19 protein-coding genes are annotated in these 20106 nt (G+C 67.9%); 18 read left to right on the forward strand and 1 reads right to left on the reverse strand.

Annotated features, from left to right (window positions below; genetic code table 11):
- Window positions 1–9: 9 nt before the first annotated feature.
- From nuoI to AC1MLT_RS02315, 9 genes are read left to right on the forward strand one after another with little or no spacing between them, the layout of a single operon-like run.
- The gene (nuoI, locus tag AC1MLT_RS02275) at window positions 10–540 is read left to right on the forward strand and encodes an NADH-quinone oxidoreductase subunit NuoI (protein WP_481033667.1); all 531 of its coding nucleotides are present in this window, start codon (window positions 10–12) and stop codon (window positions 538–540) included.
- A 29-nt stretch (window positions 541–569) separates the two neighbouring features.
- Complete coding sequence (locus AC1MLT_RS02280) at window positions 570–1223, forward strand: NADH-quinone oxidoreductase subunit J (RefSeq protein WP_481033668.1); 654 nt, start codon at window positions 570–572, stop codon at window positions 1221–1223.
- Window positions 1220–1528 (forward strand): NADH-quinone oxidoreductase subunit NuoK, encoded by a 309-nt coding sequence (gene nuoK, locus AC1MLT_RS02285; protein ID WP_481033669.1) that lies wholly within the window; start codon window positions 1220–1222, stop codon window positions 1526–1528. The genes AC1MLT_RS02280 and nuoK overlap by 4 nt, the downstream gene beginning before the upstream one ends.
- Before the next feature lie 11 nt (window positions 1529–1539).
- On the forward strand, window positions 1540–3654 hold the full coding sequence (gene nuoL, locus AC1MLT_RS02290; protein ID WP_481033670.1) for an NADH-quinone oxidoreductase subunit L: 2115 nt from the start codon (window positions 1540–1542) through the stop codon (window positions 3652–3654).
- A 24-nt stretch (window positions 3655–3678) separates the two neighbouring features.
- Entirely contained in the window at window positions 3679–5151 is a 1473-nt protein-coding gene (locus tag AC1MLT_RS02295) for an NADH-quinone oxidoreductase subunit M (RefSeq protein WP_481033671.1), read from the forward strand.
- A gap of 22 nt (window positions 5152–5173) precedes the next feature.
- The gene (gene nuoN / locus AC1MLT_RS02300) at window positions 5174–6670 is read left to right on the forward strand and encodes an NADH-quinone oxidoreductase subunit NuoN (protein ID WP_481033672.1); all 1497 of its coding nucleotides are present in this window, start codon (window positions 5174–5176) and stop codon (window positions 6668–6670) included.
- 16 nt (window positions 6671–6686) lie between these two features.
- Complete coding sequence (locus AC1MLT_RS02305) at window positions 6687–7010, forward strand: DUF2818 family protein (protein ID WP_481034872.1); 324 nt, start codon at window positions 6687–6689, stop codon at window positions 7008–7010.
- A gap of 25 nt (window positions 7011–7035) precedes the next feature.
- Window positions 7036–7656, forward strand: a complete 621-nt coding sequence (locus tag AC1MLT_RS02310; RefSeq protein WP_481033673.1) for an NUDIX domain-containing protein — start codon at window positions 7036–7038, stop codon at window positions 7654–7656.
- An 8-nt stretch (window positions 7657–7664) separates the two neighbouring features.
- A complete protein-coding gene (locus AC1MLT_RS02315; RefSeq protein WP_481033674.1) occupies window positions 7665–8153 on the forward strand; it encodes a DUF1178 family protein in 489 nt (162 codons plus the stop codon).
- 38 nt (window positions 8154–8191) lie between these two features.
- Here the strand turns inward: AC1MLT_RS02315 and AC1MLT_RS02320 are convergent, their stop codons facing one another.
- On the reverse strand, window positions 8192–9976 hold the full coding sequence (locus tag AC1MLT_RS02320; RefSeq protein WP_481033675.1) for an ABC transporter transmembrane domain-containing protein: 1785 nt from the start codon (window positions 9974–9976) through the stop codon (window positions 8192–8194).
- A gap of 126 nt (window positions 9977–10102) precedes the next feature.
- Here AC1MLT_RS02320 and AC1MLT_RS02325 point away from each other — a divergent pair, with 126 nt between their 5' ends.
- From AC1MLT_RS02325 to AC1MLT_RS02365, 9 genes are all read left to right on the forward strand, one after another.
- Window positions 10103–10579, forward strand: coding sequence for a MarR family winged helix-turn-helix transcriptional regulator (locus AC1MLT_RS02325; RefSeq protein ID WP_481033676.1), 477 nt, complete (start codon window positions 10103–10105; stop codon window positions 10577–10579).
- Window positions 10576–12108, forward strand: coding sequence for an efflux transporter outer membrane subunit (locus AC1MLT_RS02330; protein WP_481033677.1), 1533 nt, complete (start codon window positions 10576–10578; stop codon window positions 12106–12108). The genes AC1MLT_RS02325 and AC1MLT_RS02330 overlap by 4 nt, the downstream gene beginning before the upstream one ends.
- A gap of 53 nt (window positions 12109–12161) precedes the next feature.
- Window positions 12162–13499, forward strand: a complete 1338-nt coding sequence (locus tag AC1MLT_RS02335) for an EmrA/EmrK family multidrug efflux transporter periplasmic adaptor subunit (protein ID WP_481033678.1) — start codon at window positions 12162–12164, stop codon at window positions 13497–13499.
- A gap of 20 nt (window positions 13500–13519) precedes the next feature.
- Window positions 13520–15118: a DHA2 family efflux MFS transporter permease subunit gene (locus tag AC1MLT_RS02340; RefSeq protein WP_481033679.1), complete on the forward strand. Its 1599-nt coding sequence runs from the start codon at window positions 13520–13522 to the stop codon at window positions 15116–15118.
- Between the two features lie 175 nt (window positions 15119–15293).
- Window positions 15294–16064 carry an ABC transporter ATP-binding protein gene (locus AC1MLT_RS02345; protein ID WP_481033680.1) on the forward strand — a complete coding sequence of 257 codons (771 nt, stop codon included), beginning with the start codon at window positions 15294–15296 and terminating at the stop codon, window positions 16062–16064.
- Between the two features lies 1 nt (window position 16065).
- Window positions 16066–16773, forward strand: coding sequence for an ABC transporter ATP-binding protein (locus AC1MLT_RS02350; RefSeq protein WP_481033681.1), 708 nt, complete (start codon window positions 16066–16068; stop codon window positions 16771–16773).
- Window positions 16774–16847: 74 nt separating this feature from the next.
- The gene (locus tag AC1MLT_RS02355; protein ID WP_481033682.1) at window positions 16848–18050 is read left to right on the forward strand and encodes an ABC transporter substrate-binding protein; all 1203 of its coding nucleotides are present in this window, start codon (window positions 16848–16850) and stop codon (window positions 18048–18050) included.
- 170 nt (window positions 18051–18220) lie between these two features.
- Complete coding sequence (locus AC1MLT_RS02360; protein WP_481033683.1) at window positions 18221–19096, forward strand: branched-chain amino acid ABC transporter permease; 876 nt, start codon at window positions 18221–18223, stop codon at window positions 19094–19096.
- A 17-nt stretch (window positions 19097–19113) separates the two neighbouring features.
- Window positions 19114–20103: a branched-chain amino acid ABC transporter permease gene (locus tag AC1MLT_RS02365; protein WP_481033684.1), complete on the forward strand. Its 990-nt coding sequence runs from the start codon at window positions 19114–19116 to the stop codon at window positions 20101–20103.
- The last annotated feature ends 3 nt before the right edge of the window (window positions 20104–20106 follow it).

Below are 20106 nucleotides of genomic sequence, written 5' to 3' on the forward strand. Positions count from 1 at the left end.
CAACACACGATGCCTTCATCCACCACGGTCGCCACGGCGCCGTCGAAATCTGCTTTCTCGGTCAGCGACTTCCTCAAGAGCTTCATGCTCGCCGAGCTGTTCAAGGGCATGGTCCTGACGGGGCGCTATGCGTTCCGCCGCAAGATCACCGTCCAGTTCCCGGAGGAGAAGACGCCGCTGTCGCCACGTTTCCGGGGCCTGCACGCCTTGCGCCGATACGAGAACGGGGAGGAGCGCTGCATCGCGTGCAAGCTGTGCGAAGCGGTCTGCCCGGCGGTCGCCATCACCATCGAGTCCGATGTGCGCGAGGACGGCTCGCGCCGCACCACCCGCTACGACATCGACCTGACCAAGTGCATCTTCTGCGGCTTCTGCGAGGAGAGCTGCCCGGTCGATTCGATCGTCGAGACGCACATCCTGGAGTACCACGGCGAGAAGCGCGGTGACCTGTACTTCACCAAGGAGATGCTGCTCGCCGTCGGCGACCGGTACGAGACCGAGATCGCGGCCAACAAGGCCGCGGACGCCAAATACCGTTGATACGACGGACGCCCCAAAGAAAAACATCCATGGACGTCAAGACCGGCTTCTTCTATCTGTTCTCGATCGTGCTGCTGTTCGCGGCCTTTCGAGTCGTCACCGCGCGCAATCCCGTGCACGCGGTGCTCTACCTCATGCTGGCCTTCTCGCAGGCATCGGCCGTCTGGCTGCTGCTCGAGGCCGAATTCCTGGCCATCGTGCTGGTGCTCGTGTACCTGGGCGCCGTGATGGTGCTGTTCCTGTTTGTGGTGATGATGCTCGACCTGAACATCGACAACCTCCGACAGGGTTTCTGGAAGCACTTCCCCCTGGCCGCCCTCATCGGCGTGGTGATCGCGCTCGAGATGGCCTATGTGCTGATGGGCGGCTTTCGCGAGATGCCGATCGCCCCGCAGCAGGCCGGCCTGGCGCAGCTCTCCAACACCAAGGCGCTCGGCATCCTGCTCTACACCGAATACCTCTATCCGGTGCAGATCGCCGCCGTGATCCTGGTGGTCGCCATGATCGCGGCCATCGCGCTCACGCTGCGCCAGCGCAAGGACAGCAAGTTCATCGACGTCAGCACGCAGATCCACGTCAAGGCGCGTGATCGCCTGAGCGTCGTGAAGGTCGATGCCACCCGTGCCGCTCCCCCGGCCCCGACCGAGCCGAGCGTCGCCGCTCCCGTGGAGAAGAAGCCATGACCCTGACCCTCTCGCATTACCTGACGCTTGGCGCGATCCTGTTCGCCATGGCGGTGGTCGGCATCTTCCTCAACCGCAAGAACCTGATCGTCCTGCTGATGTGCGTCGAGCTGATGCTGCTGGCCGTCAACATGAACTTCGTGGCCTTCTCCCACTACCTGGGCGACATGCACGGGCAGGTCTTCGTGTTCTTCATCCTGACCGTGGCGGCTGCCGAGTCGGCCATCGGACTGGCCCTCCTGGTGCTGCTGTTCCGCAACCGCTCGACCATCAGCGTCGACGAGTTGAACTCGCTCAAGGGCTGAGGCTTCTCCATATGAGCGCAACTCTCTCCGCATCCACGCTGCTGGCCGTCCCGCTGGCTCCTTTGGTGGGCGCCGCCCTGGCCGGCCTGTTCGGCACCAAGTTCGGTGGCAACCACATCGGCCGCAAGGTCACGCACTCGCTGACGATCCTGGGCGTCCTGATCGCCTTTGTCATCTCGGCCATGACGCTGCGCAGCGTCGTCGCCGATGGCGCGCGCTTCAACGAGACCCTCTACACCTGGATGGTGGTGGGTGGTCTGAAGATGGAGGTCGGCTTCCTGGTCGACGGTCTGACCGCCATGATGATGTGCGTCGTCACCTTCGTCTCGCTGATGGTGCACATCTACACCATCGGCTACATGGAGGAGGACGAGGGCTACAACCGCTTCTTCGCCTACATCTCGCTGTTCACCTTCTCCATGCTGATGCTCGTGATGAGCAACAACATGCTCCAGCTGTTCTTCGGCTGGGAGGCGGTGGGCCTGGTGTCGTACCTGCTGATCGGCTTCTGGTTCAACAAGCCGACCGCGATCTTCGCCAACATGAAGGCCTTTCTGGTCAACCGGGTCGGCGACTTCGGCTTCATCCTGGGCATCGGCCTCATCGCGGCCTATGCCGGCACGCTGAATTATGGCGAGGCCTTCGCCAAGGCCGATGCCCTGGCGGCGCTGACCTTCCCGGGCACGCAGTGGATGCTGGTGACGGTGATCTGCATCTGCCTGTTCATCGGTGCCATGGGCAAGAGCGCGCAGTTCCCGCTGCACGTCTGGCTGCCCGATTCGATGGAAGGTCCGACGCCGATCTCGGCGCTGATCCACGCCGCGACCATGGTGACGGCCGGCATCTTCATGGTGGCGCGCATGTCGCCGCTGTTCGAGCTCAGCGACACGGCGCTCAGCTTCATCCTGGTGATCGGTGCCATCACGGCGCTGTTCATGGGCTTCCTGGGCATCATCCAGAACGACATCAAGCGCGTCGTCGCCTACTCGACGCTGTCGCAGCTCGGCTACATGACGGTGGCGCTGGGGGCCTCGGCCTATTCGGTGGCGGTGTTCCACCTGATGACGCACGCGTTCTTCAAGGCGCTGCTGTTCCTCGGCGCGGGCTCGGTCATCATCGGCATGCACCACAACCAGGACATCCGCTGGATGGGCGGCGTGCGCAAGTACATGCCCATCACCTGGATCACCTCGCTGCTGGGCTCGCTGGCCCTGATCGGCACGCCGCTGTTCTCGGGCTTCTACTCCAAGGACAGCATCATCGAGGCGGTGCACGAGAGCCACCTGGCCGGTGCCGGCTTCGCGTACTTCGCCGTGCTGGCGGGCGTCTTCGTGACGGCGTTCTATTCGTTCCGGATGTATTTCCTGGTCTTCCACGGCAAGGAACGCTACGACCAGAACCCGGATGCCCATCACGCGCACCATTCCGACGAGGAGCCACTCGACGGCCACGACGACGGCCACGGGACCCAGGCGGCGCACGCCTCCCATGCCCCGCACGCCGCGACGTCGCACGACGCCCATCACGGCCACGACCACGATGCCAAGCCGCACGAGTCGCCCTGGGTGGTGTGGCTGCCGCTGGTGCTGCTCGCCATCCCGTCGGTGCTGATCGGCTTCTTCACCATCGAGCCGATGCTCTATGGCGAATTCTTCAAGGACGCGATCTTCTTCAATCTCGACAAGCATCCCGCGATGCGCGAGATGGAGGAGGCGTTCCACGGTCCCATGGCGATGGCACTGCACGGTCTGAGCACCGCGCCGTTCTGGCTCGCACTGGCCGGCGTCGTGCTCTCGTACTACATGTACATGATCAACCCGGCATTGCCGGCGGCGATCAAGCGTGGCTTCGGCCCGGTCTACCGGCTGCTGGAGAACAAGTACTACCTCGACTGGATCAACGAGAACATCGTGGCGCGCGGCGCGCGCGCGCTGGGCACCGCCTTCTGGAAGGGCGGGGACCAGGCCGTCATCGACGGCGCGATCGTCAACGGCTCGTGGCGCACCATCGGCCGCATCGCCGGCGCCGTGCGCGGCGTGCAGTCGGGGTACATCTATCACTACGCGATGGCGATGTTGCTGGGCATCTTCCTGCTCATGACGTATTTCGTCTGGTTCAACAAATAAGCGCTGCGCTGGAGAACAATAAAAATGGGTTTGTTGAGCCTTGCCATCTGGCTGCCGATCGTGGTCGGCACCCTGTTGCTGGCGTTCGGCCGGAACAGTGCGAATGTCGTGCGCTGGGTCGCGCTCCTCGGGTCGATCGCCAGCTTCGTCGTGACGCTGCCGCTCTACACGGGGTTCCAGAACGGGACCTCGGCGATGCAGTTCGTCGAGAAAGCGCCCTGGATCGAACGCTTCAACATCAACTACCACCTGGGGGTCGACGGGATCTCCCTGTGGCTGGTGCTGTTGACCGCATTCATCACCGTCATCGTCGTGATCTCGGCCTGGGAGGTGATCACCGAGCGCGTGAACCAGTACATGGGCGCGTTCCTGATCCTGTCGGGCCTGATGATCGGCGTCTTCGCCGCGCTCGACGGTCTGCTGTTCTACGTGTTCTTCGAGGCGACCCTGATCCCGATGTATCTCATCATCGGCATCTGGGGCGGTCCCAACAAGATCTACGCGGCGTTCAAGTTCTTCCTCTACACGCTGCTGGGCTCGCTGCTCATGCTGGTCGCGCTGATCTACCTGTACAACAAGTCCGGTGGCAGCTTCGACATCCTGACGTGGCATCGCCTGCCGCTCACGGCCAGCGCGCAGACCTTCCTGTTCTTCGCCTTCTTCGCCGCCTTCGCCGTCAAGGTGCCGATGTTCCCGGTCCACACCTGGCTGCCCGACGTGCACGTCGAGGCCCCCACGGGCGGCTCGGCCGTGCTGGCGGCCATCATGCTGAAGCTGGGTGCCTATGGCTTCCTGCGCTTCTCGATGCCGATCGCCCCCGACGCCTCGCGCGAGTGGGCTTGGCTGATGATCGCGCTGTCGCTCATCGCGGTGATCTACGTCGGCCTGGTGGCGCTGGTGCAGAAGGACATGAAGAAGCTGGTGGCCTATTCGTCGGTCGCCCACATGGGCTTCGTGACGCTCGGCTTCTTCATCTTCAACGACCTGGGCGTCTCCGGCGGCATCGTGCAGATGGTGGCGCACGGCTTCGTCTCGGCGGCCATGTTCCTGGGCATCGGCGTGCTCTACGACCGCGTCCACTCGCGCCAGATCGCCGACTACGGCGGCGTGGTCAACACCATGCCCAAGTTCGCCGCCTTCGCCTTGCTGTTCGCCATGGCCAACTGCGGGCTGCCGGGCACAGCCGGCTTCGTGGGCGAATGGATGGTCATCCTCGGCGCGGTCAAGGCCAACTTCTGGATCGGCCTGGGGGCCGCCACGGCCCTGATCTTCGGCGCCGCCTACACGCTGTGGATGTACAAGCGCGTCTACCTGGGCCCGGTGGGCAACCACCATGTCGAGGAGCTGCAGGACATCAACGCACGGGAATTCCTGATGCTGGCCCTGCTGGCGATCGCGGTGCTGTGGATGGGCATCTACCCGAAACCTTTCACCGATGTGATGGACGTGTCCGTGGCCGATTTCCTGCGGCACGTGGCCATGTCCAAGCTGCCCTGATCACGCTGAAGAAGAGAACGAGATGATTGACAAACTCAGCTGGATCACGATCTATCCGGAAATCGTGCTGCTGGTCATGGCCTGCATCATCGCGCTGGTCGACCTGTCGTCGACCGACGCGCGCCGCACCCGGACCTACATCCTCACGATGCTCACGCTGGCCGTGGTGGCCGCGCTCACGGGGGCGAACGCCGTCGCCGGCCGCACCATCTACGGCTTCGGCAACATGGTCGTCAGCGACCCGATGGGCAACTGGCTCAAGTGCTTCGCCACCCTGGCGTTGATGGTCACGCTGGTCTACGGCCGGCCTTACGCGGCGGATCGAGGCATGCTGCGCGGCGGCGAGATCTTCACCATCAGCATGCTGTCGCTGCTGGGCATGTTCGTGATGATCTCGGGCAGCAACTTCCTGCTGATTTACCTCGGCCTGGAACTGCTGACGCTGTCGAGCTATGCGCTGGTCGCCCTGCGCCGCGACGACGCCACCGCCAGCGAGGCCGCCATGAAGTACTTCGTGCTCGGCGCCATGGCCAGCGGCTTCCTGCTCTATGGCCTGTCGATGATGTACGGCGCCACCGGGTCGCTCGACGTCAACGAGGTGTTCCGCGCCATCGCCAGCCGCCAGGTGAACCACCAGGTGCTGGTGTTCGGACTGGTCTTCATCGTCGCCGGCCTGGCGTTCAAGGTCGGTGCGGCGCCGTTCCACATGTGGGTGCCCGACGTCTATCAGGGCGCGCCGACGGCGATCACGCTGCTGATCGGCGCGGCGCCCGAGCTCGCTGCCTTCGGCATCATCATCCGTCTGCTGGTGGAGGGCCTGCTGCCGCTGGCCTTCGACTGGCAACAGATGCTGGCCGTGCTGGCCGTGGCCTCGCTGCTGGTGGGCAACCTCGCGGCCATCGCGCAGACCAACCTCAAGCGCATGCTGGCCTACTCGACCATCGCGCAAATGGGCTTCATGCTGCTGGGCATGGTCGGCGGCGTGGTCGAGGGCAATGCCAGCGCGACCAGCGCCGGCCTGGCCTACAGCGCGGCGATGTTCTACGTCGTGACCTATGTGCTCACCACGCTGGCGAGCTTCGGCATCATCCTGCTGCTGGCCCGAGAAGGCTTCGAGAGCGAGGAGATCTCCGATCTGGCCGGTCTCAACCAGCGCAGCCCGTTCTACGCCGGCGTGATGGCGGTGGCGATGTTCTCGCTTGCCGGCCTGCCGCCGCTGGTCGGCTTCTATGCCAAGCTGGCCGTCCTGCAGGCCCTGATCGCCTCGGGCCAGGCGGCCTACATCACGATGGCGGTGTTCGCGGTCCTGATGTCCCTGATCGGCGCGTTCTACTACCTGCGCATCGTCAAGGTCATGTACTTCGACGCGCCTCCCGCGTCGGCGCCGCCGGTCACCAGCGGTGGCGACGTGCGCATCGTGCTGGCCCTGAACGGTGCCCTGATCCTGGTGCTCGGGCTGGTGCCGGGCGGCCTCATGAACCTGTGCGCGCGTGCCATCGCGGCCACGCTGGCGAACTGACCCGCGCGGGGTGGCGGTGTCCCAGAGCGTGTCCGTCTGGCTGGTGCTGGGCATCGCGCTGCTGGTGGCCAACCTGCCATTCCTGACCGAGCGCTTCCTCGGCCTGATCCCCCTGCGCGCGGCGGCTCCCAAGTCGCTGGCGCTGCGGTTGCTGGAACTGGTGCTGTTCTACGGCCTCGCCGGCGGCGTCGGGCTGCTGCTCGAGAAGCGCGTCGGCCAGATCGCGTCGCAGGGCTGGGAGTTCTATGCCGTCACCGGCGCGCTGTTCATCGTGCTGGCCTTCCCGGGCTTCACCTGGCGCTACCTGCTCAAGCACCGCCAGGCCCAGGCCCCGTCCTGATCCTTCCTCGCCACCGGCCCCGTCCATGATTCCTGCCTCCACCACCTCCAGTCCGACCGAATCGCATCTGAGGGAGGAGGGCACGGCCAGCGAGGTGCTGGTCGATGGCAACTTCCTGAAGGCACGGCGCGACGTCGTGCGCCTGCCCGACGGCGGCACAGCGACGCGCGAATATGTGATCCATCCCGGCGCGGTGGTGGTCGTGCCGATGCTCGACGATGGCCGGCTGGTGCTGGAACGCCAGTACCGCTATCCCGTCGGGCAGGTGATGACCGAGTTCCCGGCCGGCAAGCTCGATGCCGGCGAGGACCATTTCCTCTGCGGCCGGCGCGAGCTGCTGGAGGAGACCGGCTACAGCGCCCGCGAATGGGCCTATGCCGGCCTGATGCACCTGGCGGTGGCCTATTCGACCGAGATCATCCACGTCTACTTCGCGCGCGGTCTCTCGCTGGGCGAGCGCCGGCTCGACGACGGCGAGTTCGTCGATGTCTTCACCGCCACGCCGGAGACCCTGCTGGGCTGGTGCCGCGATGGCACCGTGACCGACGCCAAGACGCTGACCTGCACGCTGTGGCTGCAGAACGTCCTGTCGGGCGCGTGGACACTCGACTGGCGGACCCTCGGCGCCGAGGGCGCACCCGGATAATCCTTCGCATGAAGGTCCTCGATCTCCGCTGCGAACATGGCCATGGCTTCGAGGGCTGGTTCGCCTCGGGCGATGCCTTCGAGGACCAGCTCGGCCGTGGCCTGGTGGCGTGCCCGGTCTGCGGCACCACGGCGGTCGTCAAGCTGCTGGCGGCGCCGCGCCTCAACCTGAGCGGCGCCCGGGCGCCGGTCGATGCTCCCGCGGCATCGCCCGCCGGCGGGACCACCATGCCGATGCCGGCCGGGGCCACGGGCGACGCGGCGGCGCTGTCGGCACTGCGGGAGCATTGGACCCGCGCCGTGCGCCATCTCGTGGCCAGCACCGAGAACGTCGGCGACCGCTTCGCCGAGGAAGCCCGCAGGATGCATTACGGCGAGGTCGAGGAGCGCGCGATCCGCGGCCAGGCGACGCGCGCGCAGGCCGAGGCCCTGCACGAGGAGGGCATCGAGGTGGTCGCGCTGCCGATCCCTCCGGACGCCAAGGGCACGCTGCAGTAGCGTGCCGCCCGCTCCGGCCCTGGAGCGGGTGACCGGGTTCAGGCGCCGAACTGCAGCGCCGCCAGCCGGGCGTAGACGCCGCCCTGCGCCACCAGCATCGCGTGCGTGCCCTGCTCGACGACCCTGCCGTGGTCGAGCACCACGATGCGGTCGGCCTTCTGCACCGTCGCCAGGCGGTGGGCGATGACCAGCGTGGTGCGCCCGGTCATCGCGGATTCGAGCGCCGCCTGGACCATGCGCTCGCTTTCGGCGTCGAGCGCGCTGGTGGCCTCGTCGAGCAGCAGCAGCGGCGGATTCTTCAGGATGGCGCGCGCGATGGCGATGCGCTGGCGTTGGCCGCCGGACAGCCGCACTCCGCGTTCGCCGAGGAAGGTGTCGTAGCCCTCCGGCAGGGCGCGCAGGAAATCGTCGGCGAAGGCGGCGCGCGCGGCGGCATGCACCTCCTCGGTGGTGGCGCCGGGCCGGCCATAGCGGATGTTCTCGAACGCGCTGGCCGAGAAGATGACCGAGTCCTGCGGCACCAGGCCGATGCGCTGGCGCAGGTCGCCCAGCGACAGCGTGTCGAGGGCCGCGCCGTCGAGCGCGATGCCGCCGGACTGCGGGTCGTAGTAGCGCAGCAGCAGCTGGAACACCGTGCTCTTGCCGGCGCCGCTGGCGCCCACCAGCGCCACGGTCTCGCCGGGCGCCACCCGCAGGCTGACGTCGCGCAGGGCCGGCGTGCCGGGGCGCGAGGGATAGTGGAAGGTGACGGCATCGAGCGTGATCGCGCTGCCGCCACTCGGCACGGTCGTCTGCGCCGGGTGCGCGGGAGAGGCGATGTCCGAGCGCGAGTGCAGCAGCTCCATCAGGCGCTCGGTCGCGCCGGCCGCGCGCAGCAGATCGCCATAGACCTCGCCCAGCACGGCGGCGGCGCTGGCCAGGATCAGCACGTAGACCACGGTCTGGCCCAGGTGCCCGGCGGAGATGCGGCCGTCGAGCACGGCCTGCGTGCCCTGGTAGAGGCCCCACAGCAGCGCCGCCGAGGTCGCGATGATGATGAACGCCACCAGCACCGAGCGCGCCTTGGCGCGGCGCACGGCGGTGCGGAAGGCGTCGTTCGTGGAAGCGTCGAAGCGCGCCGCCTCGCGCGCTTCGGAGGTATAGCTCTGCACCACCGGGATGGCGTTGAGGACCTCGGCGGCGATGGCGCTCGAATCGGCGACGCGATCCTGGCTGGCACGCGAGAGCTTGCGCACGCGGCGGCCGAACCACATGCTGGGCAGCACCACCAGCACCAGGCCACCGAGCACCTGCACCATCACATAGGGATTGGTCCAGACCAGCACGGCGAGCGCGCCGATGCCCATGACCGCGTTGCGCAATCCCATGCTGAGCGACGAGCCGACGACGGTCTGCACCAGCGTCGTGTCGGCCGTCAGGCGCGAGAGCACCTCGCCGGTCTGGGTGGTCTCGAAGAAGGCCGGGCTCTGGCGCAGCACGTGCGAGTAGACCGCGTTGCGCAGGTCGGCGGTGATGCGCTCGCCCAGCCAGCTCACCGTGTAGAAGCGCGCCGCCGAGAACAGTCCCAGGGCCACCGCGACGGCGAAGAGGGCGACGAAATGCTGGCGCAACGCCAGGGTCTGGGCACCGCGATCGGCGGGCACCAGTCCACCGTCGATCAGCGTGCGCAGCGCCAGCGGGAAGATCAGCGTGGTGACCGCCGCCAGCACGAGGAACAGCCCGGCGAGCGCGATCTGCAGACGATAGGGACGCAGGAAGGGAAGCAGGCCGGAGAGGGATTTCGGGGAGCCCTTGGCGGCGGTGCGGGAAGCGGAATCAGCCATTGGCCGATTCTACCCAACGGTTGCGTTTGCAAAGGCAGCCTTGACAATTGTTGCCTAAGCAACTAATATTTGGCCCCGATGCAAGACACCGATCCAAAGATCCCGCCAGCACCGCCAGGGGCTCCCGTGCCCGACTTCTACAAGCCGGAGAACTACTCGGCCGAGGACAGCGTCGGCTACCTCATGCGCCGGGTCATCAACGCCATGAGCCAGGCCATCGACGTCCAGCTCTGCAAGCCCGACTCGCCGACCTATCCGCAGTGGCTGCCACTGCACAAGCTGCATGCGCACAAGGCGCAGACGGTGGCCGAGCTGGCACGCGAATGCATGCTCGACGCCGGCTCCATGACCCGTCTGCTCGACCGGCTCGAAGCCAAGGGACTGTGCCGCCGCGTGCGGTCGGTGACCGACCGGCGCGTGGTCAACATCGAACTGACCGACGAGGGCAGCGCGGCGGCCCAGCAGGTGCCCGAGGTCCTGTGCCGCGTGCAGAACGAATACCTGGCCGGCTTCGATGCCGCCGAATGGACACAGCTCAAGAGCTATCTGCATCGCATCCTCGACAACACGCAGGTCTTCGCGGCCCAGGCAGGAAAGAAATGACGCCCCGCTTCCCCTCGTCCGCCGCCATGACGTTCGCGGCCACCGTCGTCGTCGCCGCCATCGCGGCCCTGACCCTGACGCTCGCCGGCTGCGCCGACATGGGTGGCATCGACTCGCAGGCCCGCCTGCGCGATGCCGCCTCGCTCGGCCTGGGGGCCGAGGCCGGCACATCCGCGCCGGCGGCCGACCCGGCCGAGGCCCGCGCCGCCGCCGTTCCCGGCGCCATGCTGCCCGAGGCGCGCTGGTGGCATGGCTTCGGCGATGGCCAGCTCGATGCGCTGGTCGGCGCGGCGCTCGCCGACAGCCCGAACCTGCGCTCGGCCCAGGCCCGCCTGGCGCGCGCGCAGGCCGCCATCGCGACCGCCGACTCGGCCTCGCGGCCGCAGGTCAATGGCGCGCTTGACCTCACGCGGCAGAAGTTCAGCGGCAACTACATCTACCCGGCGCCGCTGGGCGGCTCGGTCCGGGAGACCGGCACGCTGCAGCTCGCCGGCAGCTGGGAGCTCGATTTCTTCGGCAAGAACCGCGCCGCGCTCGATGCCGCGCTCGGCAGCGCCAATGCCGCCGCCGCCGAGATCGATGCCGCCGCCGTGCTGCTGGCGGCCAACGTGGCGCGCGGCTATGTGCAGTGGGCGCGCCTGTCCGACCAGCTCGCCGTCGCCCGTCGCACGCTCGCGCAACGCGACGAGACGCTGCGCCTGGTGCGCGACCGCGTCTCGGCCGGACTCGACACGCGGCTCGAACTGCGCCAGAGCGAGGGCGGCCTGCCCGAGGCGCGCCAGCAGATCGAGGCCCTGGCCGAGCAGATCGAGATCGCCCGCCATGCGCTCGATGCCCTGGTGGGCCGGCCCGACGTCACGCGATCGCTCGTGGTGCCGACCCTGGCCTCGCTGCGCGGCCTGGCGCTGGCGTCCGACATTCCGGCCGACCTGCTGGGCCGGCGCGCCGACATCGCCGCCGCCCGCTGGCGCGTCGAAGCCGCGCGCGGCGACGTCGCCAACGCGCGCACGCTGTTCTATCCCAACATCAGCCTGACGGCCTTCGTCGGCGCGGCCAGCCTGGGCTTCGGCAAGCTGCTGGAGTCCGGCAGCGGGCAGTGGGGCGTCGGTCCGGCGGTGCGCCTGCCGATCTTCGAGGGCGGCCGGCTGCGCGCCAACCTGCGCGGCCGCGCGGCCGATCTCGATGCCGCCATCGAGAGCTACAACGCCAGCGTGATCGATGCCGTGCGCGACGCGGCCGACCGCGCGAGCAGCGCCCGCTCGGTGGTGCGCCAGCAGGTCGAGCAGCGCGATGCGCAGACCGCCGCCGAGGGCGCCTACGACATCGCCGTCCAGCGCTATCGCGCCGGGCTGGGCAACTACCTCAACGTGCTGACGGCCGAGACCGCCGTGCTGGTGCAGCGCCGCCAGGGCGTCGACCTGGCCTGGCGCGCGCTCGACACGCAGATCGGCCTGGCGCAGGCGCTCGGCGGCGGCTGGCTGCCGGCGGACCCCGCCACGACGACCGCCGCGCTCGCCGCCCGGCCCTGAACCTCGACCACCGTCCGATCCCGATCCCGAACCGACATCGAAGAGATTTGCAGATGACCAACGACAACCAGGCCGCACCGGCCGCGCCGGCAGTGGCGCCGAAGACCTCCAGCAAGCGCCGTCGCGCGCTCACCGGCCTGGCCGCCGTCGTGGTGCTGGTCGGCGGCGCCTGGGGCCTGTACGAATGGCTCGTGGCGAGCCACTATGAGAGCACCGACAACGCCTACGTGCAGGGCAACGTGATCCAGATCACGCCGCAGATGCCGGGCACCGTGATGTCCATCCTGGCCGACGACACCGACTTCGTGAAGGCCGGCCAGCCCCTGGTGCGGCTGGACCCGGCCGATGCCAAGGTCGCGCTGGAGCAGTCCGAGGCGGCGCTCGCCCAGGCCGTGCGCCAGGCCCGCACGCTCTATGCCAACAACGGCTCGCTGGCCGCGCAGGTGACCCTGCGGCAGGCCGACATCGTCAAGGCGCAGAGCGACATCGCGCGCGCGCGGGACGACCTCCAGCGGCGCCAGGCCCTGACCGGCAACGGCGCGGTGTCCAAGGAGGAGCTCAACCACGCCGAGACCACGCTGGCCAACGCGCGCAGCGCGCTGGCCGCGGCGCAGGCCGGCGTGCTGGCCGCGCGCGAGCAGCTCACCAGCAACCAGTCGCTCACCGAGGGCACCAGCATCGCCCAGCACCCCAGCGTGCTGGCCGCCGCGGCCCGCGTGCGCGAGGCCTGGCTGGGCACGCAGCGCGCGATGCTGCCGGCGCCGGTCGATGGCTATGTCGCGCGGCGCACCGTGCAGCTCGGCCAGCGCGTGGCCGCCGGCACGCCGATGATGTCGATCGTGCCGCTCGACCAGCTCTGGGTCGATGCCAACTTCAAGGAAGTGCAGCTGCGCAACATCCGCATCGGCCAGCCGGTCAAGCTCACCGCCGACCTGTATGGCAAGAAGGTCGAGTACGACGGCCGGGTCTCGGGCCTGGGCGTGGGCACCGGCGCCGCCTTCGCGCTGCTGCCGGCGCAGAACGCGACCGGCAACTGGATCAAGGTGGTGCAGCGCGTGCCGGTGCGCATCGCGCTGGCGGCCGAGCAGCTCAAGGCGAATCCATTGCGCGTGGGCCTGTCGATGGACGCCGAGATCGACGTCAGCCGCAAGGACGGCAAGTCGCTCGCCGACGCGCCGCGTCCCGGCCCGCTGGCGCAGACCCAGGTCTACAGCGCCACCGACAACGGCGCCGATGCCGAGGTCCAGCGCATCATCGCGGCCAACCTCGGCCGCGCGGCCGCGACGACGACGGCTCCGCCGGCGGCCGGCAAGGCACCGGCGGCCCGGCCGGCGGCCTCGGGGGCGGACGGCAACGGCGCCCTCGTGCAGCGCGACGCCGCGCACGGCTGAGCCGGGACGGCTCCGACCCGATGGCCACCGCTACCGCCAGCGCCGCCGCGCCCGCTCCCCAGGCGCCGCCGGCCCACATCACCTATGCGCCGCTGGAAGGCTCCGCGCGCGTCTGGGGCACCATCGCGCTGTCGGCCGCGACGTTCATGAACGTGCTCGATTCGTCGATCGCCAACGTCTCGCTGCCGGCCATCGCCGGCGACCTCGGCGTCAGCTCGACGCAGGGCACCTGGGTCATCACCAGCTTCGCCGTCGCCAACGCCATCGCGGTGCCATTGACCGGCTGGCTGACGCAGCGCTTCGGCCAGGTGCGGCTGTTCATGGCGAGCGTGATCCTGTTCATGGTCGCCTCGCTGCTGTGCGGGCTGGCGCCCAACATGACCATGCTGATCGCCTTCCGCGCGCTGCAGGGCTTCGTCGCCGGGCCGATGATCCCGCTGTCGCAGACGCTGCTGCTGTCGAGCTACCCGCGCGCCAAGGCCGGCCTGGCGATGGCGATGTGGTCGATGACCACGCTGGTCGCGCCGGTGATGGGCCCATTGCTGGGCGGCTACATCACCGACAACATCTCCTGGCCCTGGATCTTCTACATCAACATCCCGGTGGGCATCGCCTCCGCCACCATCACCTGGGCGCTCTACCGCAAGCGCGAGAGCACGACCCGCAAGCTGCCGATCGACTCCATCGGGCTGGCGCTGCTGGTGCTGTGGGTGGGCTCGATGCAGCTCATGCTCGACAAGGGCAAGGAGCTCGACTGGTTCAACTCGCCCGAGGTCGTGGCGATGGCCGTGGTGGCGGTGGTGGGCTTCGCCTTCTTCATGATCTGGGAGCTGACCGAGGAGCATCCGGTGGTCGACCTGTCGCTGTTCAAGCGGCGCAACTTCTGGGCCGGCGCCACCGCCACCGCGGTCGGCTACGGACTGTTCTTCGGCAACGTGGTGCTGCTGCCGCTGTGGCTGCAGCAGTACATGGGCTACACCGCGACCCAGGCCGGCATGGTGCTGGCGCCGGTCGGGGCGCTGGCGATCGTGCTGTCGCCGGTGGTGGGCATGACGGTGGCCAAGGTCGATCCGCGGCGCTATGCGACCTTCTCGTTCCTGATCTTCGCGCTGGTGCTGTGGATGCGCTCGAACTTCAACACCCAGGCCGACATCGCCACCATCATGGTGCCGACCGTCGTGCAGGGCGTGGCGATGGCCTTCTTCTTCATCCCGCTGGTGACATTGACGCTGTCGGGCCTGACGCCCGACCGCATCCCGGCGGCCTCGGGCCTGTCGAACTTCCTGCGCATCACCGCCGGCGCCATGGGCACCTCGATCGCCACCACGCTGTGGGAGCGCCGCGCCACGGTGCACCACGCCCAGCTGGCCGAGTCGATCAACCAGGGCAACGCGGCCGCCACCAGCGCGTTGAACGGCCTGGCCGCAAGTGGCCTCGGCCCCGACCAGGCACTGGCGCAGATCGGCCGCATCGTCGACCAGCAGGCCTTCATGCTGGCGGCCAACGACATCTTCTACGCCTCGGCCGTGCTCTTCGTCTTCCTGATCCCGCTGGTCTGGCTGGCGCGTCCCCAGATGGGCGGTGCCGGGTCCGCCGACGCCGCCGCCGGCGCCCACTGAGCGGGCGGCGAGGGGCCCGGGGGCGGGCTCCTCGCATTGCGCTGCAGCATAGGCATTTGCCCCAGTAGGCAAGGGTGGGGGCGTCGCGAACAATCGCGCGGCGTCCACTGTCGGGCGCGCCGACCTAGCCCGCCATGACCGACCTGTCCCGTCTGCAACCGAACGTCCGCGCGAGATGAGCGACATCATTCTCGAAACCCGCCAGCTCACCAAGGAATTCAAGGGCTTCACCGCGGTCAGCAAGGTCGACCTGCGGGTCGCGCGCGGCTCGATCCACGCGCTGATCGGACCCAATGGCGCTGGCAAGACCACCTGCTTCAACCTGCTGACCAAGTTCCTCGAACCGACCTCCGGCAGCATCCTCTTCAACGGCCAGGACATCACCGGCGAACGCCCGGCGCAGATCGCGCGGCGCGGCATCATCCGCTCGTTCCAGATCTCGGCCGTCTTCCCCCATCTCACGCTGCTGGAGAACGTGCGCCTGGGCCTGCAGCGCTCGCTGGGCACCTCCTACCACTTCTGGAAGAGCGAGCGGTCGCTCAAGCCGCTGGACATCCGGGCCCGCGCGCTGCTGGCCGAGGTCGGCCTGGACGACCTCGCCGACGAGATGACCGTGAACCTGCCCTATGGCCGCAAGCGGGCGCTGGAGATCGCCACCACCCTGGCCATGGACCCCGAGCTCATGCTGCTCGACGAGCCGACGCAGGGCATGGGCCACGAGGACGTGCACCGCGTGGCCGAGCTCATCAAGCGCGTCTCGGCCGGTCGCACGATCCTGATGGTCGAGCACAACATGAGCGTGGTGTCCACCATCGCCGACACCATCACCGTCCTGCAGCGCGGCGCCGTGCTGGCCGAGGGACCCTATGCCGAGGTCTCCCGCAACCCGCAGGTCATGGAGGCCTACATGGGCACCACCGACGGCCAGCTGCAGGGAGCCCACTGACATGACCGCCGCACTCGAGATCAAGGGCCTGCAGGCCTGGTACGGCGAATCGCACGTGCTCCACGGCGTCGACATGGTGGTGCAGCCGGGCGAGGTCGTGACCCTGCTCGGGCGCAATGGCGCCGGGCGCACCACCACCATGCGCGCCGTGATGGGCCTGACCGGCGCGCGCAAGGGCAGCATCCGCGTCAACGGCACCGAGACCATCGCCATGCCGACGCACCGCATCGCGCACCTGGGTATCGGCTACTGCCCCGAGGAACGCGGCATCTTCGCCAGCCTCTCGGCCGAGGAGAACCTGATGCTGCCGCCCGCGCTCAAGGGCGCCGGCGCGGGCATGTCGGTCGAGGAGATCTACGAGATGTTCCCCAACCTCGCCGAGCGCCGCCACAGCCAGGGCACGCGCCTGTCGGGCGGCGAGCAGCAGATGCTGGCGGTCGCGCGCATCCTGCGCACCGGCGCGCGGCTGCTGCTGCTCGACGAGATCTCCGAAGGCCTGGCGCCGGTGATCGTGCAGGCCCTGGCCCGCATGATCACGATGCTGCGCGGCAAGGGCTACACGGTGGTGATGGTGGAGCAGAACTTCCGCTTCGCCGCCCCGCTGGCCGACCGTTTCTACGTGATGGAGCACGGCCGCATCGTGGAGCAGTTCGGCGCCGCCGAACTCGCCGCCAAGATGCCGGTGCTCAACGAGCTGCTGGGCGTCTGACGTCCCGGCGCGCGAACCGCTGTTTCTTTTTTCCTGTGACCGCTCGATCGATTTTTCTGACGGAGATACCTTCCATGACACGACAACTCACCGCCCTCGCCATCGCCATCGCCACCCTGGGACTGGCCTGCGGCGCCGCGCACGCCCAGACGCAGGAGAAGGTCAAGATCGGCTTCATCACCGACATGTCGAGCCTGTATGCCGACGTCGAGGGCAAGAACGGCGCGGTCGCGATCCAGATGGCGATCGACGACTTCGGCGGCAAGGCGCTCGGCCAGCCGATCGAACTGCTCACGGCCGACCATCAGAACAAGGCCGACATCGCCGCGAGCAAGGCGCGCGAGTGGATCGACACGCAGGGCGCCACGATGATCTTCGGCGGCACCAACTCCGGCACCGCGCTGGCCACCGCCAAGGTCGCGGCCGAGAAGAAGCGCGTCTACTTCAACAACGGCGCGGGCACCTCCGCGCTCACCAACGAGCAGTGCACCCCCTACACCGTGCACTACGCCTACGACACCGTGGCCCTGGCCAAGGGTACCGGCGGCGCGGTGGTCGACCGTGGCGGCAAGAGCTGGTTCTTCCTGACCGCCGACTACGCCTTCGGCCAGGCGCTGGAGGCCGACACCACGGCCGTCATCAAGGCCAAGGGCGGCACGGTGGCCGGCGCGGTGCGCCATCCGCTCAACGCCTCGGACTTCTCGTCGTTCCTGCTGCAGGCGCAGAACTCCAAGGCGCAGATCCTGGGCCTGGCCAACGCCGGTGGCGACACCATCAACGCCATCAAGGCGGCGCGCGAGTTCGGCATCAACAAGACCATGAAGACCGCCGGCCTGCTGGTGTTCCTGACCGACATCCACAGCCTGGGCCTGAAGAACACCGAAGGCCTGCTGCACACCACCAGCTGGTACTGGGACATGAACGACGACACGCGCAAGTTCGCCAACGCCTTCTTCGCCAAGACCAAGCGCATGCCCACCGACGTGCAGGCCGCCGACTACTCGGCCACCATGACCTACCTGAAGGCGGTCGCGGCGGTCAAGACGACCGACTCCGACAAGGTCATGGCCCACCTGAAGAGCACGCCGATCAGCGACTTCTACGGCAAGGGCCAGATCCGCGCCGACGGCAGCTTCATCCACGACATGTACCTGGTCGAGGCCAAGGCGCCGGCCGAGTCCAAGAAGCCGTGGGACTACCTGAAGGTGATCGCCACGCTGCCGGGCGACCAGGTCTTCACGACCAAGGCCGAGAGCAAGTGCGCTCTCTGGAAGTAAGGCTCGCCCCCAGGCTTGCGCACTTCGTGTCGCAGCGCCAACCCCCTGCCGGGGGCAACACCGACCGACCGGCGAAGCCGGCTCGGTGGTGTTCCCGGCCCTAGACGGTTCGGTGCTCGCGCACCATCACCCTTGAGTTCGTCGTCGGAGTTTCTTTTGTTGCTGTTGTCATGAACATCTCTATGTCCGCCTTGTCCAGCCAGCTCCTGCTGGGGCTGGTCAATGGCTCGTTCTACGCGATCCTGAGCCTGGGGCTGGCGGTGATCTTCGGGCTGCTCAACGTCATCAACTTCGCGCATGGCGCGCTGTTCATGATGGGCGCCATCCTGAGCTGGATGGCGATGGAGTACCTGGGGGTCAACTACTGGGTCATGCTGCTGGCCGCGCCGGTCATCGTCGGCCTGTTCGGCGTCGTCATCGAGCGGCTGCTGCTGCGCTGGATCTACAAGCTCGACCACCTCTACGGCCTGCTGCTCACGCTCGGGCTGACGCTGCTGATCGAGGGCGTGTTCCGCTCGGTCTATGGCGTCTCGGGCCTGTCCTACGACGCGCCCGACGCGCTCTCCAGCGCCACCGACCTCGGCTTCATGATCCTGCCCAACTACCGCGCCTGGGTGGTGGTGGCCTCGCTGGTGGTGTGCTTCGCGACCTGGTTCGTGATCGAGAAGACGCGCCTGGGCGCCTATCTGCGCGCGGGCACCGAGAATCCGCGGCTGGTCGAGGCCTTCGGCGTCAACGTGCCGCTGATGATCACCCTGACCTATGCCTTCGGCTGCGCGCTGGCCGCCTTCGCCGGCGTGCTGGCCGCGCCGGTGATCCAGGTCTCGCCGCTGATGGGGCAGAACCTCATCATCGTGGTGTTCGCCGTCGTCGTGATCGGCGGCATGGGCTCCATCATGGGCGCCATCCTCACCGGCCTGGGACTGGGCGTGATCGAGGGTTTCGCCAAGGTCATCTACCCGGAGGCCTCGTCCACCGTGGTGTTCCTCATCATGGTCATCGTGCTGCTGATCCGTCCGGCCGGCCTGTTCGGCAAAGAAAAATGATGCGGGATCAGGAATCCATGAAGAAGCTCTCTCTCGTCGTCTACCTGCTGCTGCTCGTCGGGCTGCTGCTCGCGCCGTTCTTCGGCGCCTATCCGGTGTTCGTGATGAAGCTGATGTGCTTCGCGCTGTTCGCCTCGGCCTTCAACCTGCTGCTGGGCTACACCGGCCTGCTGTCCTTCGGCCACGCGGCCTTCCTGGGCGGCTCGGCCTACGTGGCGGGCTATGGCGTGCGCTCCCTGGGTTTCACGCCCGAGCTCGGCCTGATCGCCGGCACCCTGACCGGCGCGCTGCTGGGCTGGCTGTTCGGGGTGCTGGCGATCCGCCGCCAGGGCATCTACTTCGCGATGATCACGCTGGCGCTGGCGCAGCTGGTGTTCTTCGTCGCGCTGCAGGCCAAGTTCACCGGTGGCGAGGACGGCCTGCAGGGCGTGCCGCGCGGCAAGCTGTTCGGCCTGCTCGATCTCTCGAACGACCTGACCATGTACTACGTGACGCTGGTGGTGGTGGTCGGCGCCTTCCTGCTGATCATGCGCACCATCCACTCGCCCTTCGGGCAGGTCCTCAAGGGCATCAAGGAGAACGAGCCGCGCGCGCTCTCGCTCGGCTACGACGTGGCGCGCTTCAAGCTGCTGGCCTTCGTGATCTCGGCGGCGCTCTCGGGCCTCGCGGGTTCGCTCAAGACCCTGGTGCTGGGCTTCGCCACGCTGTCGGACGTGCACTGGACCGCCTCGGGCCAGGTGATCCTGATGACGCTGGTGGGCGGCCTGGGCACGCTCTCCGGGCCGCTGGTCGGCTCGGCGGTGGTGGTGCTGCTGGAGAACAAGATCGGCGAGCTGGGCAACCTGCTCGCCAGCATCACCTCGGTCGAGTGGTTCAACACCCTGGGCGAGTCCGTCACCATGGTCACGGGTCTGATCTTCGTGATCTGCGTGCTGGCCTTCCGCAAGGGCATCATGGGCGAGATCATCGCCTTCATCGAGCGCCGCAGGTCCGGGCCGCGTCACTGACGC

The organism is Variovorax sp. PEI5 (genome assembly GCF_056679935.1).

Bases quoted from the DNA above. Each gene is read 5' to 3' on its own strand.
- nuoI (WP_481033667.1), top strand. From the start codon at position 10: ATGCCTTCATCCACCACGGTCGCCACGGCGCCGTCGAAATCTGCTTTC.
- AC1MLT_RS02280 (WP_481033668.1), top strand. From the start codon at position 570: ATGGACGTCAAGACCGGCTTCTTCTATCTGTTCTCGATCGTGCTGCTG.
- nuoK (WP_481033669.1), top strand. From the start codon at position 1,220: ATGACCCTGACCCTCTCGCATTACCTGACGCTTGGCGCGATCCTGTTC.
- nuoL (WP_481033670.1), top strand. From the start codon at position 1,540: ATGAGCGCAACTCTCTCCGCATCCACGCTGCTGGCCGTCCCGCTGGCT.
- AC1MLT_RS02295 (WP_481033671.1), top strand. From the start codon at position 3,679: ATGGGTTTGTTGAGCCTTGCCATCTGGCTGCCGATCGTGGTCGGCACC.
- nuoN (WP_481033672.1), top strand. From the start codon at position 5,174: ATGATTGACAAACTCAGCTGGATCACGATCTATCCGGAAATCGTGCTG.
- AC1MLT_RS02310 (WP_481033673.1), top strand. From the start codon at position 7,036: ATGATTCCTGCCTCCACCACCTCCAGTCCGACCGAATCGCATCTGAGG.
- AC1MLT_RS02315 (WP_481033674.1), top strand. From the start codon at position 7,665: ATGAAGGTCCTCGATCTCCGCTGCGAACATGGCCATGGCTTCGAGGGC.
- AC1MLT_RS02320 (WP_481033675.1), bottom strand. From the start codon at position 9,976: ATGGCTGATTCCGCTTCCCGCACCGCCGCCAAGGGCTCCCCGAAATCC.
- AC1MLT_RS02330 (WP_481033677.1), top strand. From the start codon at position 10,576: ATGACGCCCCGCTTCCCCTCGTCCGCCGCCATGACGTTCGCGGCCACC.
- AC1MLT_RS02335 (WP_481033678.1), top strand. From the start codon at position 12,162: ATGACCAACGACAACCAGGCCGCACCGGCCGCGCCGGCAGTGGCGCCG.
- AC1MLT_RS02340 (WP_481033679.1), top strand. From the start codon at position 13,520: ATGGCCACCGCTACCGCCAGCGCCGCCGCGCCCGCTCCCCAGGCGCCG.
- AC1MLT_RS02345 (WP_481033680.1), top strand. From the start codon at position 15,294: ATGAGCGACATCATTCTCGAAACCCGCCAGCTCACCAAGGAATTCAAG.
- AC1MLT_RS02350 (WP_481033681.1), top strand. From the start codon at position 16,066: ATGACCGCCGCACTCGAGATCAAGGGCCTGCAGGCCTGGTACGGCGAA.
- AC1MLT_RS02355 (WP_481033682.1), top strand. From the start codon at position 16,848: ATGACACGACAACTCACCGCCCTCGCCATCGCCATCGCCACCCTGGGA.
- AC1MLT_RS02360 (WP_481033683.1), top strand. From the start codon at position 18,221: ATGAACATCTCTATGTCCGCCTTGTCCAGCCAGCTCCTGCTGGGGCTG.
- AC1MLT_RS02365 (WP_481033684.1), top strand. From the start codon at position 19,114: ATGAAGAAGCTCTCTCTCGTCGTCTACCTGCTGCTGCTCGTCGGGCTG.